General features: G+C 44.3%; 15 protein-coding genes. 6 read left to right on the forward strand and 9 right to left on the reverse strand.

The genetic code is table 11. The annotated features are described in order from the left end of the window. Positions 1-64: 64 nt before the first annotated feature. The 5 genes from ACEN82_RS17685 to ACEN82_RS17705 form a co-directional block, all read right to left on the reverse strand. Complete coding sequence (locus ACEN82_RS17685) at positions 65-1,435, reverse strand: MFS transporter (RefSeq protein ID WP_413319402.1); 1,371 nt, start codon at positions 1,433-1,435, stop codon at positions 65-67. Between the two features lie 210 nt (positions 1,436-1,645). Beyond that, entirely contained in the window at positions 1,646-3,364 is a 1,719-nt protein-coding gene (locus ACEN82_RS17690; RefSeq protein ID WP_413319404.1) for an alpha-amylase family glycosyl hydrolase, read from the reverse strand. A gap of 95 nt (positions 3,365-3,459) precedes the next feature. Then, on the reverse strand, positions 3,460-5,769 hold the full coding sequence (locus ACEN82_RS17695) for a glycoside hydrolase family 65 protein (RefSeq protein WP_413319406.1): 2,310 nt from the start codon (positions 5,767-5,769) through the stop codon (positions 3,460-3,462). Between the two features lie 116 nt (positions 5,770-5,885). Continuing rightward, positions 5,886-6,536 carry a beta-phosphoglucomutase gene (gene pgmB / locus ACEN82_RS17700; RefSeq protein WP_413320479.1) on the reverse strand — a complete coding sequence of 217 codons (651 nt, stop codon included), beginning with the start codon at positions 6,534-6,536 and terminating at the stop codon, positions 5,886-5,888. A gap of 44 nt (positions 6,537-6,580) precedes the next feature. Then, positions 6,581-8,443 (reverse strand): glycoside hydrolase family 13 protein, encoded by a 1,863-nt coding sequence (locus tag ACEN82_RS17705; RefSeq protein ID WP_413320477.1) that lies wholly within the window; start codon positions 8,441-8,443, stop codon positions 6,581-6,583. Positions 8,444-8,709: 266 nt separating this feature from the next. On the opposite strand from ACEN82_RS17705, the gene ACEN82_RS17710 reads away from it, so the two are divergent. Further along, the gene (locus ACEN82_RS17710) at positions 8,710-9,069 is read left to right on the forward strand and encodes a hypothetical protein (RefSeq protein WP_413320475.1); all 360 of its coding nucleotides are present in this window, start codon (positions 8,710-8,712) and stop codon (positions 9,067-9,069) included. Between the two features lie 130 nt (positions 9,070-9,199). After that, entirely contained in the window at positions 9,200-9,730 is a 531-nt protein-coding gene (locus tag ACEN82_RS17715) for a ferritin (RefSeq protein ID WP_129569350.1), read from the forward strand. Positions 9,731-9,961: 231 nt separating this feature from the next. Here ACEN82_RS17715 and ACEN82_RS17720 read toward each other — a convergent pair whose 3' ends face one another. The 3 genes from ACEN82_RS17720 to ACEN82_RS17730 all read right to left on the reverse strand — a co-directional run bounded on the left by ACEN82_RS17720 (position 9,962) and on the right by ACEN82_RS17730 (position 12,203). Further along, positions 9,962-10,807, reverse strand: a complete 846-nt coding sequence (locus ACEN82_RS17720; RefSeq protein WP_413320473.1) for an SDR family NAD(P)-dependent oxidoreductase — start codon at positions 10,805-10,807, stop codon at positions 9,962-9,964. Positions 10,808-10,892: 85 nt separating this feature from the next. Beyond that, positions 10,893-11,837, reverse strand: coding sequence for a helix-turn-helix domain-containing protein (locus ACEN82_RS17725; protein ID WP_413320471.1), 945 nt, complete (start codon positions 11,835-11,837; stop codon positions 10,893-10,895). A 105-nt stretch (positions 11,838-11,942) separates the two neighbouring features. Further along, positions 11,943-12,203 (reverse strand): (2Fe-2S) ferredoxin domain-containing protein, encoded by a 261-nt coding sequence (locus ACEN82_RS17730; RefSeq protein ID WP_091163031.1) that lies wholly within the window; start codon positions 12,201-12,203, stop codon positions 11,943-11,945. 251 nt (positions 12,204-12,454) lie between these two features. Between ACEN82_RS17730 and ACEN82_RS17735 the strand changes: the two genes are divergently transcribed. From ACEN82_RS17735 to ACEN82_RS17745, 3 genes are all read left to right on the forward strand, one after another. Next, positions 12,455-12,805 (forward strand): VOC family protein, encoded by a 351-nt coding sequence (locus ACEN82_RS17735; RefSeq protein WP_090531475.1) that lies wholly within the window; start codon positions 12,455-12,457, stop codon positions 12,803-12,805. A 152-nt stretch (positions 12,806-12,957) separates the two neighbouring features. Continuing rightward, entirely contained in the window at positions 12,958-13,536 is a 579-nt protein-coding gene (locus tag ACEN82_RS17740; protein WP_413320469.1) for a thermonuclease family protein, read from the forward strand. Positions 13,537-13,569: 33 nt separating this feature from the next. Continuing rightward, entirely contained in the window at positions 13,570-16,005 is a 2,436-nt protein-coding gene (locus ACEN82_RS17745; protein WP_413320467.1) for a penicillin acylase family protein, read from the forward strand. On the opposite strand, the gene ACEN82_RS17750 is transcribed toward ACEN82_RS17745, so the two are convergent. Next, entirely contained in the window at positions 15,991-16,212 is a 222-nt protein-coding gene (locus ACEN82_RS17750; protein ID WP_413320465.1) for a hypothetical protein, read from the reverse strand. The two genes, ACEN82_RS17745 and ACEN82_RS17750, sit on opposite strands and share 15 nt — an antisense overlap. Between ACEN82_RS17750 and ACEN82_RS17755 the strand changes: the two genes are divergently transcribed. Continuing rightward, positions 16,211-16,351 carry a hypothetical protein gene (locus ACEN82_RS17755; RefSeq protein ID WP_167516217.1) on the forward strand — a complete coding sequence of 47 codons (141 nt, stop codon included), beginning with the start codon at positions 16,211-16,213 and terminating at the stop codon, positions 16,349-16,351. The two genes, ACEN82_RS17750 and ACEN82_RS17755, sit on opposite strands and share 2 nt — an antisense overlap. The last annotated feature ends 27 nt before the right edge of the window (positions 16,352-16,378 follow it).

Genomic DNA, 16,378 nt, shown 5'->3' on the forward strand with positions numbered 1-16,378 from the left:
TACGCAATATACAATAATTGAATTAACGAAAAACCATTAACCGTGCCAAATCCTTAATTTTTATTCAATTTGCAGCTTCAATTATTTGAATTTTCTTACCATCCTGAACAAAAAGAACAGCTATCGCCCCCAGGAACATAAAAATACCGGCCATTACCAAAGCATAAATGGCATGCCCGCTGTATGCATACTTCACTATCGGACCACCAATAATGCCATTAACTATTTGCGGAAAAGTAATAAAGAAATTAAAAATACCCATGTATACGCCTATCTTTTTGGCTGGTATTGAGCTCGATAGAATAGCATAAGGCATAGCAAGGATACTACCCCAAGCCAAACCGACGCCAATCATTGACAAAATCAGCAGACGGGGATCAGGAATAAAGAATACGGAGATTAACCCTAAACCGCCCATAGTTAATGAAAACGCATGCGCTTTTTTTCGGCTCAGTTTTTTAACTATGCGAGGCAATAACAAAGCATACACTGCCGATACTAAATTATATACACCAAACAATACATTTACCCAGTTGGCGGCATCATTATAGGCTGCCGAAGAAGTATCCCCTGCCGGGATGTGGTAAACATGATCAACAACTGCCGGGGTAGTAAATACCCACATAGAGAACAGTGCGAACCAGGAGAAAAACTGTACCAACCCTAATTGTTTCATAGTTTTGGGCATGTTGACCAGGTCGGAGAAGATCTCCAACAAACCGCCCTTATGCCCAGATACCGTTTCGTCTTTCTCATGAAAGGTTGCATAAACTTCGGGGGGATATTCTTTTGTGCGGACCACAGTCCACAAAATAGCGCCTATTAAAACCGCGGCACCAATGTAAAATGAATACAGCACATTATTAGGCACAATGCCCTGATCGGCTGTTTTGGCTATTCCAAACCATTCGGCAAAAACATAAGGTAACCACGAACCAATTACAGCGCCTACACCTATCAAACAGGTTTGCATGGAAAAACCGGTTGTATGCTGACTATCGGGCAGGTTATCAGCCACCAAAGCTCTGAATGGTTCCATAGCTACGTTGAACGAAGCATCCATGATCATCAGCATGCCCGCGCCTACTACTATAGGTGGAATAAATGCTGCCAGCATGGATGAATTTGGCATAAAGAATAACGCTAAACCTGATAAAATAGCCCCTGTTAAAAAGTAAGGGCGGCGGCGACCGAGACGGTTCCAGGTCCTGTCGCTGTAATGACCAATGATGGGTTGAACAACCATCCCTGTAATGGGCGCGGCCAGCCAAAACCACGACAAATGCTCCACATCTGCACCAAAGGTTTGGAGGATGCGGCTTGCGTTACCTGTTTGTAAGGCAAAACCAAACTGGATGCCCAAAAAGCCGAAGCTCATGTTAAAGATCTGCCAAAAGCTTAACCGTGGCTTTTGCGCGATGGTTGGTTTACTCATAATTGGTTTTATAATGTCAGAATCAGAATTCACAGAATTTTTTGGATTTTCAGAATATCAGGGTGTCATGCTGAGCCTGTCGAAGCATGGCGGCGAAGGCCTCCACGCGTGACCCTTCGACAAGTTCAGGGTGGCAGGCCCGCACGGAACACTATGGCCTTTCACAACATGACAAGCATTCTGTCAATTCTAAAATTCTGTAAATTCTGATCAAAACTCCAGCAACAATCCGCTCATGGCTGGCAGGCTTACTTCAACACCATTACGTATATCATCGGTATCGAATTTAGCGCCGCTCAACAGGTCGGTGAATTGTTTAGGGCCGCTTTGGTTTAATTTTGTTAACAGATCTTCCGGAAGCTTCACGGTTAGTTTACGCTCACTCCGGTTAAAATTGGTTATTACTAATATACGTTGATTGTTGGTATAGCGTGCGTAGATATACAAACGGGTGTCAAATCCCGGCTGGTGTTCGTTAGCTATCATCAGTTCATAAAAAGCACCTGTTTTTAAAGCTTCGCTGTTATGAACGGCTGTAAGCAAATTATGATAAAAGCCACGAAGCTTTTGTTGATCTGCCGATAATTGCGCACCATCGTACATATGGTTATTCACCCATTTTTGATACTCAGGCGCTCCCCAGTAATCAAAGATGGAAGTGCGGCCGTCATTACCGCTAAAGCCTTCGTTGCCTATAGCCGGCTCTCCTACTTCCTGGCCAAAGTAAACCATCACCGGGCCGGTATTTAACGTGGCTGTTACGATCATCCCCGGTACGGCCAACCATGGGTTACCTGCGAAATCATTTGAGGCAATACGCTGCTCATCATGGTTTTCCATAAACCGGAGCATGTGCTCGTCGATGCCCTTACTATCGTGGTTCCAAACTGCGTTAATTTCCCAGGTTGATGAATTGTGCTCATCGCGGGTTAAGCGTTTGATGGCGTCATACAGGCCTACCTTATCATACAGATAGTCGAACTTGCCTTTATAAATATAATCGTTATATTTCCCTTTGTCATAAGCTTCGCCGATGAATACCAAACCAGGATGTTCGGCTTTTAGTTTCGGGATCACCCATCCCCAAAACTCAATCGGCACCATCTCCACCATATCGCAGCGGAAACCGTCGACACCTTTTTCGCTCCAGTAATGCAGGATATCATAAACCTTATTCCAAAGCGGGGGGATGGGGTCGAAATGACCGCGGCGATGATCCATGTAGTCAACACCGTAGTTCAGCTTCATGGTCTCGAACCAATCGTTGATTGATGGTGCAGCACTGAATACATCATTACCGGTTGCCTTAGCAGGATTTTCATCAAATTTGCCATCCTTCAGCGGACTATTAAACTCATCGCCCCCGGGATTATAGCCTGACGGCACAACAAAAGGCTGACCGGGCATATAGTAAAAATCATTGGTTGGGCTAAAAGCTTTGCTCTTATCATCATCCTGGCCAAAATCACGTACACCGGCAGGCTTAACGTCCGAACCATAGGTACGGGCTACGTGGTTAGGAACCAAATCCATCAATACTTTTAAACCATTGTTGTGGCTGCGTTTGATAAGCGCTTCGTACTCGCCGACCCGGTTTTTAACATCAACTGCCAGGTCGGGATCGATATCGTAATAATCTTTAATAGCATAAGGCGAACCTGCCCTGCCCTTCACTATATCCGGATCATCGGCTTTAATACCATATTGCGAATAATCGGTCATGGTAGCATGCTCAATTACACCCGTGTACCAAACATAGGTAAAACCCATTTTCTTAATTTCCTGAAGGGCCTTATCATTGATATCGTTCAACTTGCCTACACCGTTTTCCTCAATAGATCCATTGGTTTTATTAAGTGTGTTGGTATTGCCAAACAGGCGGGGCAATAACTGATATATGATGAGCTTATGGTTGGTAGTTTGTTCCATGCGTTTTTTTGTATGATGTGGTTTTACCTGTGCCAACGTAATAACGGGCAACATTGTTGCAGCAATAAAACATGTAAAGATCTTATTGCCTTTCATTACGCTTCAACCAGGAGTTTATCATTGGCTTTCACCAATTGCTCTTTACCATAAACCAGCACTGTTGTTTCCACATCCGAAGCGTTTTTGATCTGCACACCTTCTTTGCTCACTTTAATATTCAGCAAGGCACCGCGGAAACCTATATGGAACGAAAATGACGACCATTTTTCGGGAATAAACGGCTGAAACGAAAGCTTGCCATCCTTAACGCGCATCCCCCCAAAACCTTCAACAACAGCCATCCAGGTGCCGGCCATTGAGGTGATATGACAGCCGTCCTCAGTATCATTGTTATAATCGTCGAGGTCTAAACGGGCAGTGCGCAGGTAAAACTCATAAGCACGGGCTTCATCGCCGAGTTTGGCAGCCAAAATAGCATGTACACATGGCGATAACGATGATTCATGTACCGTACGCGGCTCGTAAAAATCAAAGTTGCGGCGAATGGTATCTATATCGTACTGATCTTCAAAAAAGTAGATCCCCTGCAATACGTCAGCCTGTTTAATGTAGCATGAACGCAATATCCTGTCCCAGCTCCATTTTTGATTGATAGGACGCTCTGACGCGGGCAGATCTTTTACCAGGATCTGCTCTTTATCCAGGTAGCCGTCCTGTTGTAAAAACACCTGGCGTTTCTCGTCGTATGGGTAATACATCTTTTGGATGATATCGTTGAAACGGCCAAATTCGGCTTCCTCATTCAGGCTTACCTTGCTCACCAATGCGGCGTATTTTTCCGGATCAGCTGCTTTTATTTTATCAGCAACGTCAACAGTATATTGCATACACCACGTAGCAATAGTACTGGTGTACCAGTTATTGTTTACGTTGTTCTCGTATTCGTTTGGCCCGGTTACACCCAGCATTACATATTGCTGCCTATCCTCCGACCAGTTAACCCTTTGCGACCAAAACCTGGCTATGCCTAACAATACCTCAAAACCGTAATCGCCTAAATAAGCTTCATCGCCGGTATAACGCACATAGTTATAAATAGCAAACGCAATAGCCCCATTACGATGGATCTCCTCAAAAGTGATCTCCCATTCGTTATGGCATTCGGTACCATCCATCGTAACCATTGGATATAAGGCAGCGCCATTTTTAAATCCAAGCAATTGTGCGTTTTCAATGGCTTTACCTAACTGTTTATAGCGATAAAGCAGCAAATTGCGGGTAACCTTTTGCGGTGCTGTTGAAAGGTAGAAAGGCACGCAATAAGCCTCGGTGTCCCAATAAGTAGAGCCTCCGTATTTTTCACCGGTGAAACCTTTAGGGCCAATATTCAGGCGATCATCCTCGCCGGTGTACGTTTGGTTAAGCTGGTAAATATTGAAACGGATAGCCTGTTGTGCCGAGATATCGCCATTAATAATAATATCATTGTGTTTCCATTTTTCGGCCCAGGCAGCAGCTTGTTCGGCCAGCATGGTATCAAAGCCTTTAGCGCTGATGCGGGTTAAAGTAGCGTTTAGCTGGTCAACCAGTTCTTCCTGTTTATAGATTTGTGATGACAGGTTAGCAGCATATTTAATCACCGTAATGCTTTCGCCCTGTTTTGCCTGTAAGCTAACTTTAGCGGCTACGTATTTTTCTTTTTCGATAGCCTCAGTAGCTAGTTCAATGGCAGCACCATTTTGCAGGATGCTAAACTTCATGCCGGTAGCAACAACAAAGCCTGTTTTTTTGGTGCGCATTACAATGTAACCGCCATCGGTTTGTGTGCCCTTGCTTACCTCGTCCCAAAACTTTTCATCGTAGTTAGAGTCTTTGTTTACCACATCACCATCAATGGATGGCGTTAGCGTGATAGCCCCGCTGAAGTTTAACGGGGTCAGCGTATATTTGATAGCGCCTGTTTCATCATCGGCTATGCTGCAAAAGCGGATAGCCTCTACCTTTACTTCTTTACCCGACGCGGTTTTAGCATGAAAATCTCGTTTCAGGTAACCTTCCTTCATGTTCAGTTCCCGACGGAAGCTCAGCACCTCGCATTTGGCAAGGTCAAGCTGTTCGCCATCAATTACAATATCGATACCTACCCAATTGGCTGCGTTAAGTACTTTGGCGAAATATTCGGGATAACCGTTTTTCCACCAGCCTACACGGGTTTTATCCGGATAGTAAACTCCGGCAACATAGTTGCCCAACAGGGTATCGCCGCTGTAAGCTTCTTCAAAATTGGCGCGCTGGCCCATGCGGCCATTACCTAAGCTGAAGATACTTTCAGAAATTTTATTGTAATGAGGATCGAAGCCTTCTTCAATTATCTTCCACTCATCAGCTTTTATGTAGTTTTTCATTTGCCCCCTCTAAATCTCCCCCTAAAAGGGGAGACTTTTAGTTTAATAGTTAATAGTTTATTATGCCTCCATGCAATTCAAAAGCCCTCTCCCTTTAGGGGAGGGTTTGGGTGGGGCTATAGTTTATACAATTTATCCAGTGTCATTTCATCCAAACCTTTAATAACCAGGTTGGCGCCTTTCAATACATCGGGCGAGCCAATGCCTACCACTTTCATATCCCCGGCAATGGCTGCCTCAACACCAGCAATGGCATCTTCAAATACCACACATTCTTCGGGCTCAACGCCCAGGGCTTGCGCTCCTGCCAAAAACACTTCAGGGTCGGGCTTAGCTTTGCTTACCTTATTGCCATCAATCACCGCATCAAACATATCGGTGATACCAATTTTCTCCAGTATGGTCATTGAGTTTTTACTGGCGGAACCCAGCGCCGTTTTAAGACCTACCGCACGGCAGGTTGTTAAAAACTCTTTGGCACCAGGCAGGATCTCTTCGGGTTTCATCTGGTTTACCATTTCCATATACCAGGTGTTTTTTTGAGTAGCCAACTGCTCCTGCTCGGCTTCTGTTTTGGTAACGCCGCCCCAGCCCAGGATCAATTGCAGCGAACGTACCCGGCTTACGCCCTTCAGCTGTTCGTTCTGATGTTCAGTAAAATCAAAGCCAAGCGAATTGGCCAGCCTTTTCCAGGCTTTATAATGGTAAACGGCAGTATCGACTATCACACCGTCAAGGTCAAAAATACAGGCTTTTATTGTATTCATTTTTTTGGGTAAAACACAGGGAATTAGTCCCCTAAGATATTATTTTAATGGGTAACACCGGGTATTAATTCTAACACTAAAGTTGTCTTGCCTGGTATAGTGACTTTATCCAGACCAATCATTTCATCCGTTAGTACATTCTTTGCTTTTTTAGCATCGCCGATACGCTCAAAATACCGTGCGGTAGTAGTTTCCTGTTCCTTATCGCTGCTGTTGAATATGATCATTACCGTTTTTTGAGCATCGTACCTGAAATAAACATAAATGCCATTTTCGGGTACAAACTGCATCATTTTACCGGTTTGCAGGGCAGTAGTACCTTTGCGGTAATTAGCCAGCTTGCTCACATAATTAAAAGCGTCATTTTCTTTTTTACTGCGGCCTTCGGCAGTAAATTTATTTTCCTTATCGCCGGCCCAGCCGCCCGGGAAGTCCTCGCGTACCAAACCATCAGGGTTCGAGTAGTTTTTCATCAGAATCTCATCGCCATAATACATTTGCGGTACGCCCCTCATGGTAAGCAGCATAGCCATAGCCGATTTGTATTTGGTAATATCCTCCCCTACCATTGATAATAAACGGCTCATATCATGGTTATCCATAAATATGGTATTACGGGTGGCATCCTGGTATAGAAAGTCCTGAGCTACTACCGAATACAAGCGACCAACGCCGTCTGTCCAGCCATCGTTACCATTAATAGCTTCATAAATGGCATCTTTTAAAACAGCATCGGTTACGCCGGGTAGCTGCGTATCAAAACCCCGGTTAACCGTATTGCCCTGCGTAAAAAATGCCTGGTTAGCGGCAGACCATACCAGCGTTTCGCCAAATATGGAAAGCTTAGGGAACTCGGCTTTTACATCTTTCGCCCATTTGGCCATATAAACAGGTTCATTATAAGGATAAGTATCCAGCCTGAAACCGTCGATACCGGCATATTCCACCCACCAGATGTGGTTTTGGGTAAGGTAGTTTTGTACATAGACATTATTCTGGTTCAGATCGGCCATGCGGTGGTCAAACCAGCCGTCCTGCATCAGTTTACGGTCCATTGGCGAAGCGTGGGGATCCATTACTGCCGCATCACGGAAATTTGATTTGGTATACGTTGGCCATTGGTGTACCCAGCTTTTCATTGGCATATCCTGTATCAGGTAGCCTTCGGTACCTGCGTGGTTATGTACCAGGTCTTTAATAACCTTTAAACCCATGCTATGGCATTTTTCAACAAACTTTTTGTACAGATCGTTGGTACCGTAACGGGGATCGATCTTATAATAATCGGTAACGGCGTAACCGTGGTACGAAGCACTTGGCTCATCGTTCTCAATTTCGGGTGTAAGCCAGATTGCAGTAATGCCTAAATTTTTCAGGTAATCCAAATGGTTCATGATCCCCTGAAGGTCCCCCCCATGGCGACTAAACATCGAATCGCGGTGGATGCCCCGCTCACGCAGGTTATCAAATGAGTCGTTGGCAGCATCGCCATTGCTAAATCTGTCAGGCATAATGAGATAAATCAAATCTTTATTGGTAACGCCCTGCGCCCTGCCTGCAGATCTGTCGCGTTTGTTAAGTGTATAACTATACGTAAGGTCTTTTTCGCCTGCTTTCTTAAATTTTATCGGGAACGTTCCCGGAGTAGCTGATGAAAAAATTTGCAGGTCAATGAATAAATAATTCGGATTTTCAACTTTATGAACTGCTTTAAGCTTTACACCGGGGTAAGTAAGCACTACATTACGGGCGGCAATGTTGCTGCCATGCACAACAAGTTGGAGGTTGGGATTGCTCATGCCAACCCACCAGGACATGGGCTCAACGCGTTCAAGTGCAGGCGTTTGTGCCTTTACACCCAAAGCAGCCAGCAAGCAGCATAAGGCGGATAGTAAGGTTTTTCTCATATAAAAAATGATAAAAGGATAATTGGTTAGGTTACAGACAAGCCCATAACCACGCTCCAAATTTATAATAAAATTTATTGCTTGTATGAAAAAAATTATCCGACACTAATTTTTCGAATTAATACGAATTACACGAATTGATTTCTCCAACCTAATTCGTGTAATTCGAATAAATTGTGAGCGGTATGCTAATAATTCGTGTTGAAAATTATTTTTTATCTTTATTTGGATTGATTACAAATAATACCAATATTTGCAACCATTATATGATTGCGACCACCGAACTAACTTTATGGACCGACGTTTTCAGCACCAAAACAGGTGCCGTTTACCAATGCGATGCGGAGCGTTGCTGGTATGTCGATTTCGCCGGTAAGGTTGCCCGGTTTGATCATCGCAATTTCTTAAAATTACGCAAAGCGGTTTATGCTATCGACATTGAGGAAAAACTGCTGAATACCACTCCTGATCCCGACGTGGAGATCATTTTCATCTGCGCCTGCGACCATTGTTATGTACTTTCACTGGCTCAGATCATCAGCTTGAAAGAGCTTTTAGAAGGTACTTTTGTAATGCTGGAACTCAACCACATTATCCAGGACCGCCTTTACAGCAACTCACTGTAATTAGACTAATTATCAACACAATTTAGATTAATTTCATATTGTCTTTAAATTAAACTAATATGCCTTTACAGCATTATTATTGTATATAATTATCCTGCGATAAGACATATAACATTAATTTATCAAGACCATGAAAGACCTACTCCGCATAAAAAGCCTGATATCATCAGATATCGAAGCGCTTTTAAATCAGCAAGTTAAAAAAGAAGCATTTTCGTCGTCAGCATATTTGGCCATGGCATCATGGTGCAATCGCAACGGTTATGATTTTTCATCCGAATATTTTTTCAAACAAGCCGAAGAGGAGCGCCATCACCAGCTAAAATTTTATAAATATATCCTTGATATGGGCGGCAATGCTGTATCACCTGAGGTAACCGGCATTAAACAGGAATATAATTCATTCCGCGAAGTGTTTGAAGACGCCCTCGACCAGGAAATCAGCGTTACCAACGCTATCAAAAACATATATGCGCGCTGCATGAAAGAACAGGATTTTGTTACTATGGAGTTCCTGAACTGGTTCCTGAAAGAACAACGCGAAGAAGAATACAAAGCCCGCCGCGCCCTCGAACTGTTTGAGGTTATCGGCGAAGAAGGTACCGGCAGATGGCAGATTGACAAGCACGTTGGTCAGATAAAATATGATAGTGAGGCGTAAGCCCCCACCCTGCCCTCTCCAGAAGGAGAGGTTTCCAGACGAAATGCCTTTCGATAAACGAAAGGCATTTTTTTTAACATCTTATTTTAAGGAGGCTTGATCGTAAATCAAATGATGCGGTCTTTTTTGTTTTGGTGGCTCTTTCCTCTTCATATGATACCTTCGGCATTACCCTGCAAACACAAAAAACCGGCGGTTGCTGGCCGGCTTTTTATAAGGGCGGAAAAAAGCTTATTTTTTGAAATCGGTCGATTTGCTGATGCTCTCGAAAGCAGCCAGGTCTTTCTGAACGGCTTCGATCTTGTTTTGCGCCATACCGAATGAATCTGAACCCAGGAATAAGTGCAGCGGGCGCTCTTCCATTTCAGCCACCTCGATGAAGGCTAAAGCCGCATTTTCAGGGTCACCGGGCTGGTTGCCGATGACTTGTTCGTTGTGGATTACTTCCAGGTCGCGGGCTTCTTTATAGTCATTGATCGGCTTTGCTGCGGTGCGCAATGAGCCTTGCAGCAGAAAATTGGTCTTGAAATAGCCGGGATAAACGATGGTGGCAGTTACGCCCAGTGATTTTGCTTCAGCCGAAAGCGCTTCGGTGAAGCCGGCAACCGCGAATTTGGTGGCGTTGTATATACCCCATCCGGGGAAAGTGCCCAGGAAACCGGCTATTGAAGAGATATTAAAGAATGCACCTGATTTCCTGGCGCGGAATATCGGCATTACGTTACGGATTACATTCAGCGAACCGAATACGTTGACGTCGAAGTTTTTGCGGGCTTCGTCGTCGGACAGTTCCTCCAATGTGCCGAGCTGCCCGTAACCGGCGTTATTCACAACTACATCGATCGTGCCTAATTTAGCAACTATCGCAGTAACCGCTTCAGCTACACTGTTATTGTCGGTCAGGTTCACCTGCAGCGGAAGAAAATCATCGCCACTGTAGCCCACCTCGGTACGTAAGGCTTCTGCATCCCTTGAAGTAGCCGCTACCTTGTAGCCTTCAGTTAACAACCGTTTTACTAAACTTAAACCTAATCCTTTTGAGGCTCCTGTAACGAACCATACTTTCTGTGTTTTCATTTTCTTGATCATTAATTGTATGGTACAAAATTGTGCAGGAAGGCCCTGAAGGCACTTATTCGAATCACAGGAAAATTTGTGAGTTTCAAATATGAGTGGAAACAGCCGCATTTCTGCGGAATTCTGAAGGGGAAACAAGGGCCTTTTTCTTGAATAGGGAGGTAAAGGCGGCCTGGCCGGAGAAGCCCAGCCCATCGCTGATCTCATTGATACCCCAGTCGGTTTGCACGAGTAAGGATTTGGCCTCATGGATCAGACGATCCTGTATATGTTCCCGCAGGGTTTTTCCTGTCTGATTGCGAACAAGGGAATTCAGATAATTGGGGTGCACATGCAGTTGGTCTGCAAATTCAGCCGCCGTTTTAAGCTTAACGTAGGAGTCGCGTTCCTGTACCTGAAAGGATGATTCCAGTAAGGATAAGAAACGGTAGATATAGCTATAACCTTCCGAAGCCTTCGTGCGCATCAGGTTCTTGCCAGCGCGCCGGCTTTCGAGCAACAGCATCTGCAACTGTAATAAAATCGCCTGCTTTTTATCGTCGCTGTTACCGCGGTCTTCCCGGTGCATCGTTTCGAAATAACCGTTGATCTTGGCCGACTGTTCGTCGGTCAGTTGGATCACCGCCTTATCAGTCTCAAAGTTCGGGAACTGCCGGAACAACTGAAGCACATGGTCGGCTTCGAGCCCGAAGTAGTTGGGATGAATCAGGCAGAAATGTCCGCCTGTCTCTGCTGAGGTGGTTTGCCAGGACATGATCTCGTCGGGGTGGAGAAAAGCGATCTCATTCCGCCCCATTTCGTAACGGTGAAGGCCGATGGTCAAAACTCCGGTGCCCCGGGTCATATGGAATATCTTGTAAAATTTACGACGGTGCGGCGATATATAATCCTTAATCGGGTAAGTGTCCCGGTTTTGAATGACAAAGTATTGCGAATCAACCGGGTAATGTTCTACGTTGAGCAATGGCTGCTGGTAATTGTCCGTTGCGAACGTTTCCAATGGCATACGGGGAATCGTTGAATTTTCCATGGGCCCGGGGTAATGTAATTTGATTCGCACAAAATTAGTGAATTTTAACAGTGCTGTCCAAGCCTGACAAAGCCGGGGCTTATGATACGGCATCTTTGGAAAACGTCACTCAATCAGATCCATCAACTTCAACACCTCTTTAGGGTGATATTCTTTCAACCAGGTGTTGCCGGGCTGGATACTGCACACAGGGGCATATTTACACCTGTCAGTGCATTCGGTTTCAATTACCTCCAACTCTTCGGGGCCGTGATGATGTTTAATGTACGATTTTGCGATCTTGTACATGTCCTTACCGCCTCGTTTTCCGCATTTGCTGCCTACGCATACGTACAACACTTTATCAGGTATGGTAAATTTGCTCATAATGGCAATTATTAAGAATATGTTAATAATCAGCAAAGTTAATGCTTTAATGTCCCAATCGTATCTGAACCGGGATTTAATTGGATTTACAAGATTGAAAGGGCTTTATTACAGTGCCGCTGTCCAATTCGATACGCATACATCGACATGGTGCCGATGCCAATTTTTTTTAATTGTATATTTTAAAAGATAAATTTGAAATTCAATGTAGGGGTTAAGCCAACCCATTAGCATTAAACAAAGCTAAGTATATGAAAGCAATTGAAATTATCTCCATCCCAGTAACTGACCAGCAGGCCGCCAAAGCGTTTTACCTAAAAATCGGTTTTGAAATATTAGTTGAAGCTAACTTTGAAAAACAAACCTGGATCCAGATGGCATTTCCGGGCTCGCCTGTTTCCATCACCCTGGTAAACTGGTTCCCGGAAATGCCTGCAGGTAGTGTACGCGGCCTTGTAATTAAAACCGACGACCTGGATAAAGATATAGCAGACCTTAAAGCCAAAGGCCTTGAAGTAGGCAATGTTGACACAACCCCATGGGGCCGCTTTGCCACTGTTAAGGATCCCGACGGAAATGCGTTGAGCCTGCATGCGAAATAATTTCAGATGCGCAAATATGCAAATTTTGAATGCGCAGATTATTTGTTAGATAAGCTCATCAAATCTATCTGCACATCTATAAATTCATCTGCATATTTGCGCATTTGAAATCTGCACATCTATAAATTCATCCAAAATCCGCACATTAATATATGACATTTAAAAAGTACTCTGCCCTACTCGTCTTCATATTACTTATAATTGCCGGTTGTAATCCCAATAATACCAAACAACCCGATGCCAGTGTTTATAAAGTTGTGAAAATAAAAGATGGTGATACTTTGGGTTTGCTTACCGGCGATAACCAGCAGATTACTGTGAGGCTTGCCGAAATTGACTGCCCTGAAAAATCGCAGGCCTTTGGACAGGCAGCTAAAAAATTCACTTCCGATCTGTGTTTTGGTAAAGAGGTAAAATTAATTGGTAACGAACATGACCGCTATGGCCGTACAGTTGCGCAGGTGGTACTTATTGATGGCACTAATATAAATTATGAGCTGGTAAAAAACGGCTACGCCTGGCAGTATAAAGCCTATTCCAAAAACACCGAACTGGCTGCTCTGGAACAACAGGCCCGCGAAGATAAACTTGGTTTATGGCAGGATGCCAATCCTACCCCGCCCTGGGATTTTCGCCGGGAAAAGAAACAACCTAAGACAGACTCACTTCAAACTCCTAAACCTAAAAAACATTACCGCAAGCGTAAGCCAAGACTTGAATATGCAGCCTAAATGGTTAACTTTAGGGGCATCATCATCCAAGCAATGAAGTTTACCAAAGCATTCATATCTATCTTTTTCACATTACTGCTCATCTGGGCACTGCAAACTAAAATAAGCGTCGTTCCACCATTAGGAAAACTCCTGAGCCCGGCTGATGGTTTTTGGCAAAATGCTGAAAGCAAGCACATTTTGCCAACGCTCGACCTGAAACTTAAAGGCTTACAGGGTAAGGTTACCATTAAATTTGATGAGAACCATATCCCGCACATTTTCGCACAGAACGAGCACGACCTGTACTTTGCCCAGGGATACATGACCGCAACCGACCGTCTTTGGCAAATGGATATCCAAACCCGGCAGGCAGCAGGCAGGCTGGCTGAAGTTATTGGTCCCAAAGTATTGGATATTGACCGCTATCACCGCCGCATGGGAATGGTTTACGGCGCCGAAAAAACAATAAAGGCAATGATGGCCGATCCAGTAGTGCGCAACATGATCCTGGCGTATACCGATGGCATCAACAGTTATATCCATCAGCTAAGCCCGAGGAGTTATCCTATAGAGTTTAAACTCCTGAACTATGCCCCCGAAGACTGGAAACCTATCAACTGCGCCTTTTTGCTCAAGCTGATGTCGGAAACACTGGCCGGCGGCTCAAACGAATTTGCCATGACCAATATCCTGCGCAAATTTGGCCCGGCCACTACAAATGATCTTTTTCCCGATTATCCTATGCACGAAGATCCCATCATCCCCACAGGGACAAAATGGGATTATTTTAAACCACTGCCCATTCCCAAACCATCTGCTAATTTTTTAGCCGGCATGGCAGATAGTACAAATACTAAACCCCGTGTTGAAGGTATTGGCAGCAATAACTGGGCTGTAGCGGGCAGTAAAACAGCAAGCGGGTATCCTATTTTAGCTAACGACCCGCATCTTAACCTCACACTACCTTCTATCTGGTACCAGGTACAGCTTTCGGCGCCGGGTATGAATGTTTATGGCGTATCATTACCGGGTGCGCCCTGTGTTATTTTAGGTTTTAACAATAACATCAGCTGGGGTATTACCAATGTTGATGCCGACGTATTGGACTGGTACCAGGAAAAATTCAGGGATACCAAAATGGAGGAATACTGGTACAACAACAAATGGAATAAAACTACCCGCCGTGTTGAAAAAATTGAAGTACTTGGTCAAAAACCGGTTTATGATACAGTAGTTTATACGCACCATGGCCCGGTTGTGTATCAAAACAATGCTCAAAAAGCCGATGGCCCTGATTTTGTTCCGGTTGGGCATTCTTTAAGGTGGATAGCGCACGAATCATCCAACGAACTGATGGCTATGTACCTGCTTAATACAGGCAAAAACTATAACGATTACCGCAAGGCGCTTACCTTTTTCAGCGCCCCTGCTTCAAATTTTGTTTTTGCCAGTAAAGACGATATCGCCATAACGCCAAACGGTAAATATCCGCTTAAATACAAAGATCAGGGGAAATTTATTTTAGATGGAACCGATCCTGCCGACGACTGGCATGGTTGGGTACCATTTGAGCAGGATCCCACCATTAAAAATCCGCCTCGGGGATTTGTAAGCTCAGCCAATCAGTCGTCAACAGATCCGTCTTATCCTTATTATATCAACTGGTCATTTGCACCCTATGAACGCGGTAAACGCATTAATGACAGACTTTCCGTTATGACCAAAGCCACCGTTGATAGTATGCGCATCCTCCAAACAGATGTTTACAGTATCCGGGCACTGGACATTTTACCAACCCTACTTAAATATATCGACCCAACCAAACTTAATGCTGCACAACTTAGTGCTTACGATCAAATCAATAAGTGGGACAAAAATTTTACGCCGAATTCAATAGGTGCCACTGTATTTTCCAACTGGTGGTCGCAATTGTACAATGCTGTGTGGGGGGATGATTTTGCAGATAAAACCCTGCAAAACAATTTTCCTTCTGTAGATCGCACAGAAAAGCTACTGCTTAAAGATCCAACTTCCAAATGGTTTGATGATATCCGCACACCGGCAAAGGAAACCGCGGCAGATATCGTTAATAAAGCTTTTGCAGCTGCGGTAAAGGAAATTACCGACAGATGTGGTAAACCCGGAGCAAACTGGCAATGGGGTAAATTTAAAAAAATGGAGATAGCGAGCCTTTCACGCCAACCGGCTTTTGGTTCGGGTAATTTTGAATCGGGTGGCACAGCATCAACAGTTAATGCACTTCACGACGGGCATGGCCCTTCATGGCGTATGGTGGTGCAAATGGGCCCCAAAGTAAAAGGTTACGGCATTTTTCCCGGCGGCGAATCAGGTAATCCCGGCAGTTTTTTCTATAACGATATGTTCAAAACCTGGAATGATGGGAAGTTAAAAGAACTGCTTTTCATGCAATCGGTAAGTGAACAGTCACCACGCATTAAATCAACTTATACATTAACCGGTAAATAATAGCACTATGTTGTTCTTCATCATACTTATACTTTCATTTGCCAGCGGATATTTTTTACCCTGGTGGATAGTTGCCGTCATATCATTTTTAACGGCCCTTTTTATTGGCACGACAGCAAAAAGTTCTTTTTGGCAAGCCTTTATAGCGGTTTTGATGGTGTGGATAGTACTGGCTCTCTTTAAAAGCATACCCAATGACCACATCATGGCTACAAGGATAGCGCACTTATTCCATCTGCCTGGCTGGGGCTATATATTAGCTGTAACCGGCATTTTAGGAGGCTTAGTAGGTGGAATGTCGGCACTGTCCGGACTACTGCTTAAACGGGCATTTCAAAAGCATTAAAACAAAAATACCCGGAACTTAGCCGGG

The sequence above is a fragment of the Mucilaginibacter sp. Mucisp73 genome (genome assembly GCF_059491465.1).

Excerpts from the sequence above, each read along its gene's own strand:
- ACEN82_RS17690 (WP_413319404.1), bottom strand. The coding sequence starts at position 3,364 with ATGGAACAAACTACCAACCATAAGCTCATCATATATCAGTTATTGCCC.
- ACEN82_RS17750 (WP_413320465.1), bottom strand. The coding sequence starts at position 16,212 with ATGATGTGGTCATTGGGTATGCTTTTAAAGAGAGCCAGTACTATCCAC.
- ACEN82_RS17695 (WP_413319406.1), bottom strand. The coding sequence starts at position 5,769 with ATGAAAAACTACATAAAAGCTGATGAGTGGAAGATAATTGAAGAAGGC.
- ACEN82_RS17735 (WP_090531475.1), top strand. The coding sequence starts at position 12,455 with ATGAAAGCAATTGAAATTATCTCCATCCCAGTAACTGACCAGCAGGCC.
- ACEN82_RS17705 (WP_413320477.1), bottom strand. The coding sequence starts at position 8,443 with ATGAGAAAAACCTTACTATCCGCCTTATGCTGCTTGCTGGCTGCTTTG.
- ACEN82_RS17715 (WP_129569350.1), top strand. The coding sequence starts at position 9,200 with ATGAAAGACCTACTCCGCATAAAAAGCCTGATATCATCAGATATCGAA.
- ACEN82_RS17720 (WP_413320473.1), bottom strand. The coding sequence starts at position 10,807 with ATGAAAACACAGAAAGTATGGTTCGTTACAGGAGCCTCAAAAGGATTA.
- ACEN82_RS17710 (WP_413320475.1), top strand. The coding sequence starts at position 8,710 with ATGATTGCGACCACCGAACTAACTTTATGGACCGACGTTTTCAGCACC.
- ACEN82_RS17755 (WP_167516217.1), top strand. The coding sequence starts at position 16,211 with ATGGCTACAAGGATAGCGCACTTATTCCATCTGCCTGGCTGGGGCTAT.
- ACEN82_RS17725 (WP_413320471.1), bottom strand. The coding sequence starts at position 11,837 with ATGGAAAATTCAACGATTCCCCGTATGCCATTGGAAACGTTCGCAACG.
- ACEN82_RS17685 (WP_413319402.1), bottom strand. The coding sequence starts at position 1,435 with ATGAGTAAACCAACCATCGCGCAAAAGCCACGGTTAAGCTTTTGGCAG.
- ACEN82_RS17730 (WP_091163031.1), bottom strand. The coding sequence starts at position 12,203 with ATGAGCAAATTTACCATACCTGATAAAGTGTTGTACGTATGCGTAGGC.
- ACEN82_RS17745 (WP_413320467.1), top strand. The coding sequence starts at position 13,570 with ATGAAGTTTACCAAAGCATTCATATCTATCTTTTTCACATTACTGCTC.
- ACEN82_RS17740 (WP_413320469.1), top strand. The coding sequence starts at position 12,958 with ATGACATTTAAAAAGTACTCTGCCCTACTCGTCTTCATATTACTTATA.
- pgmB (WP_413320479.1), bottom strand. The coding sequence starts at position 6,536 with ATGAATACAATAAAAGCCTGTATTTTTGACCTTGACGGTGTGATAGTC.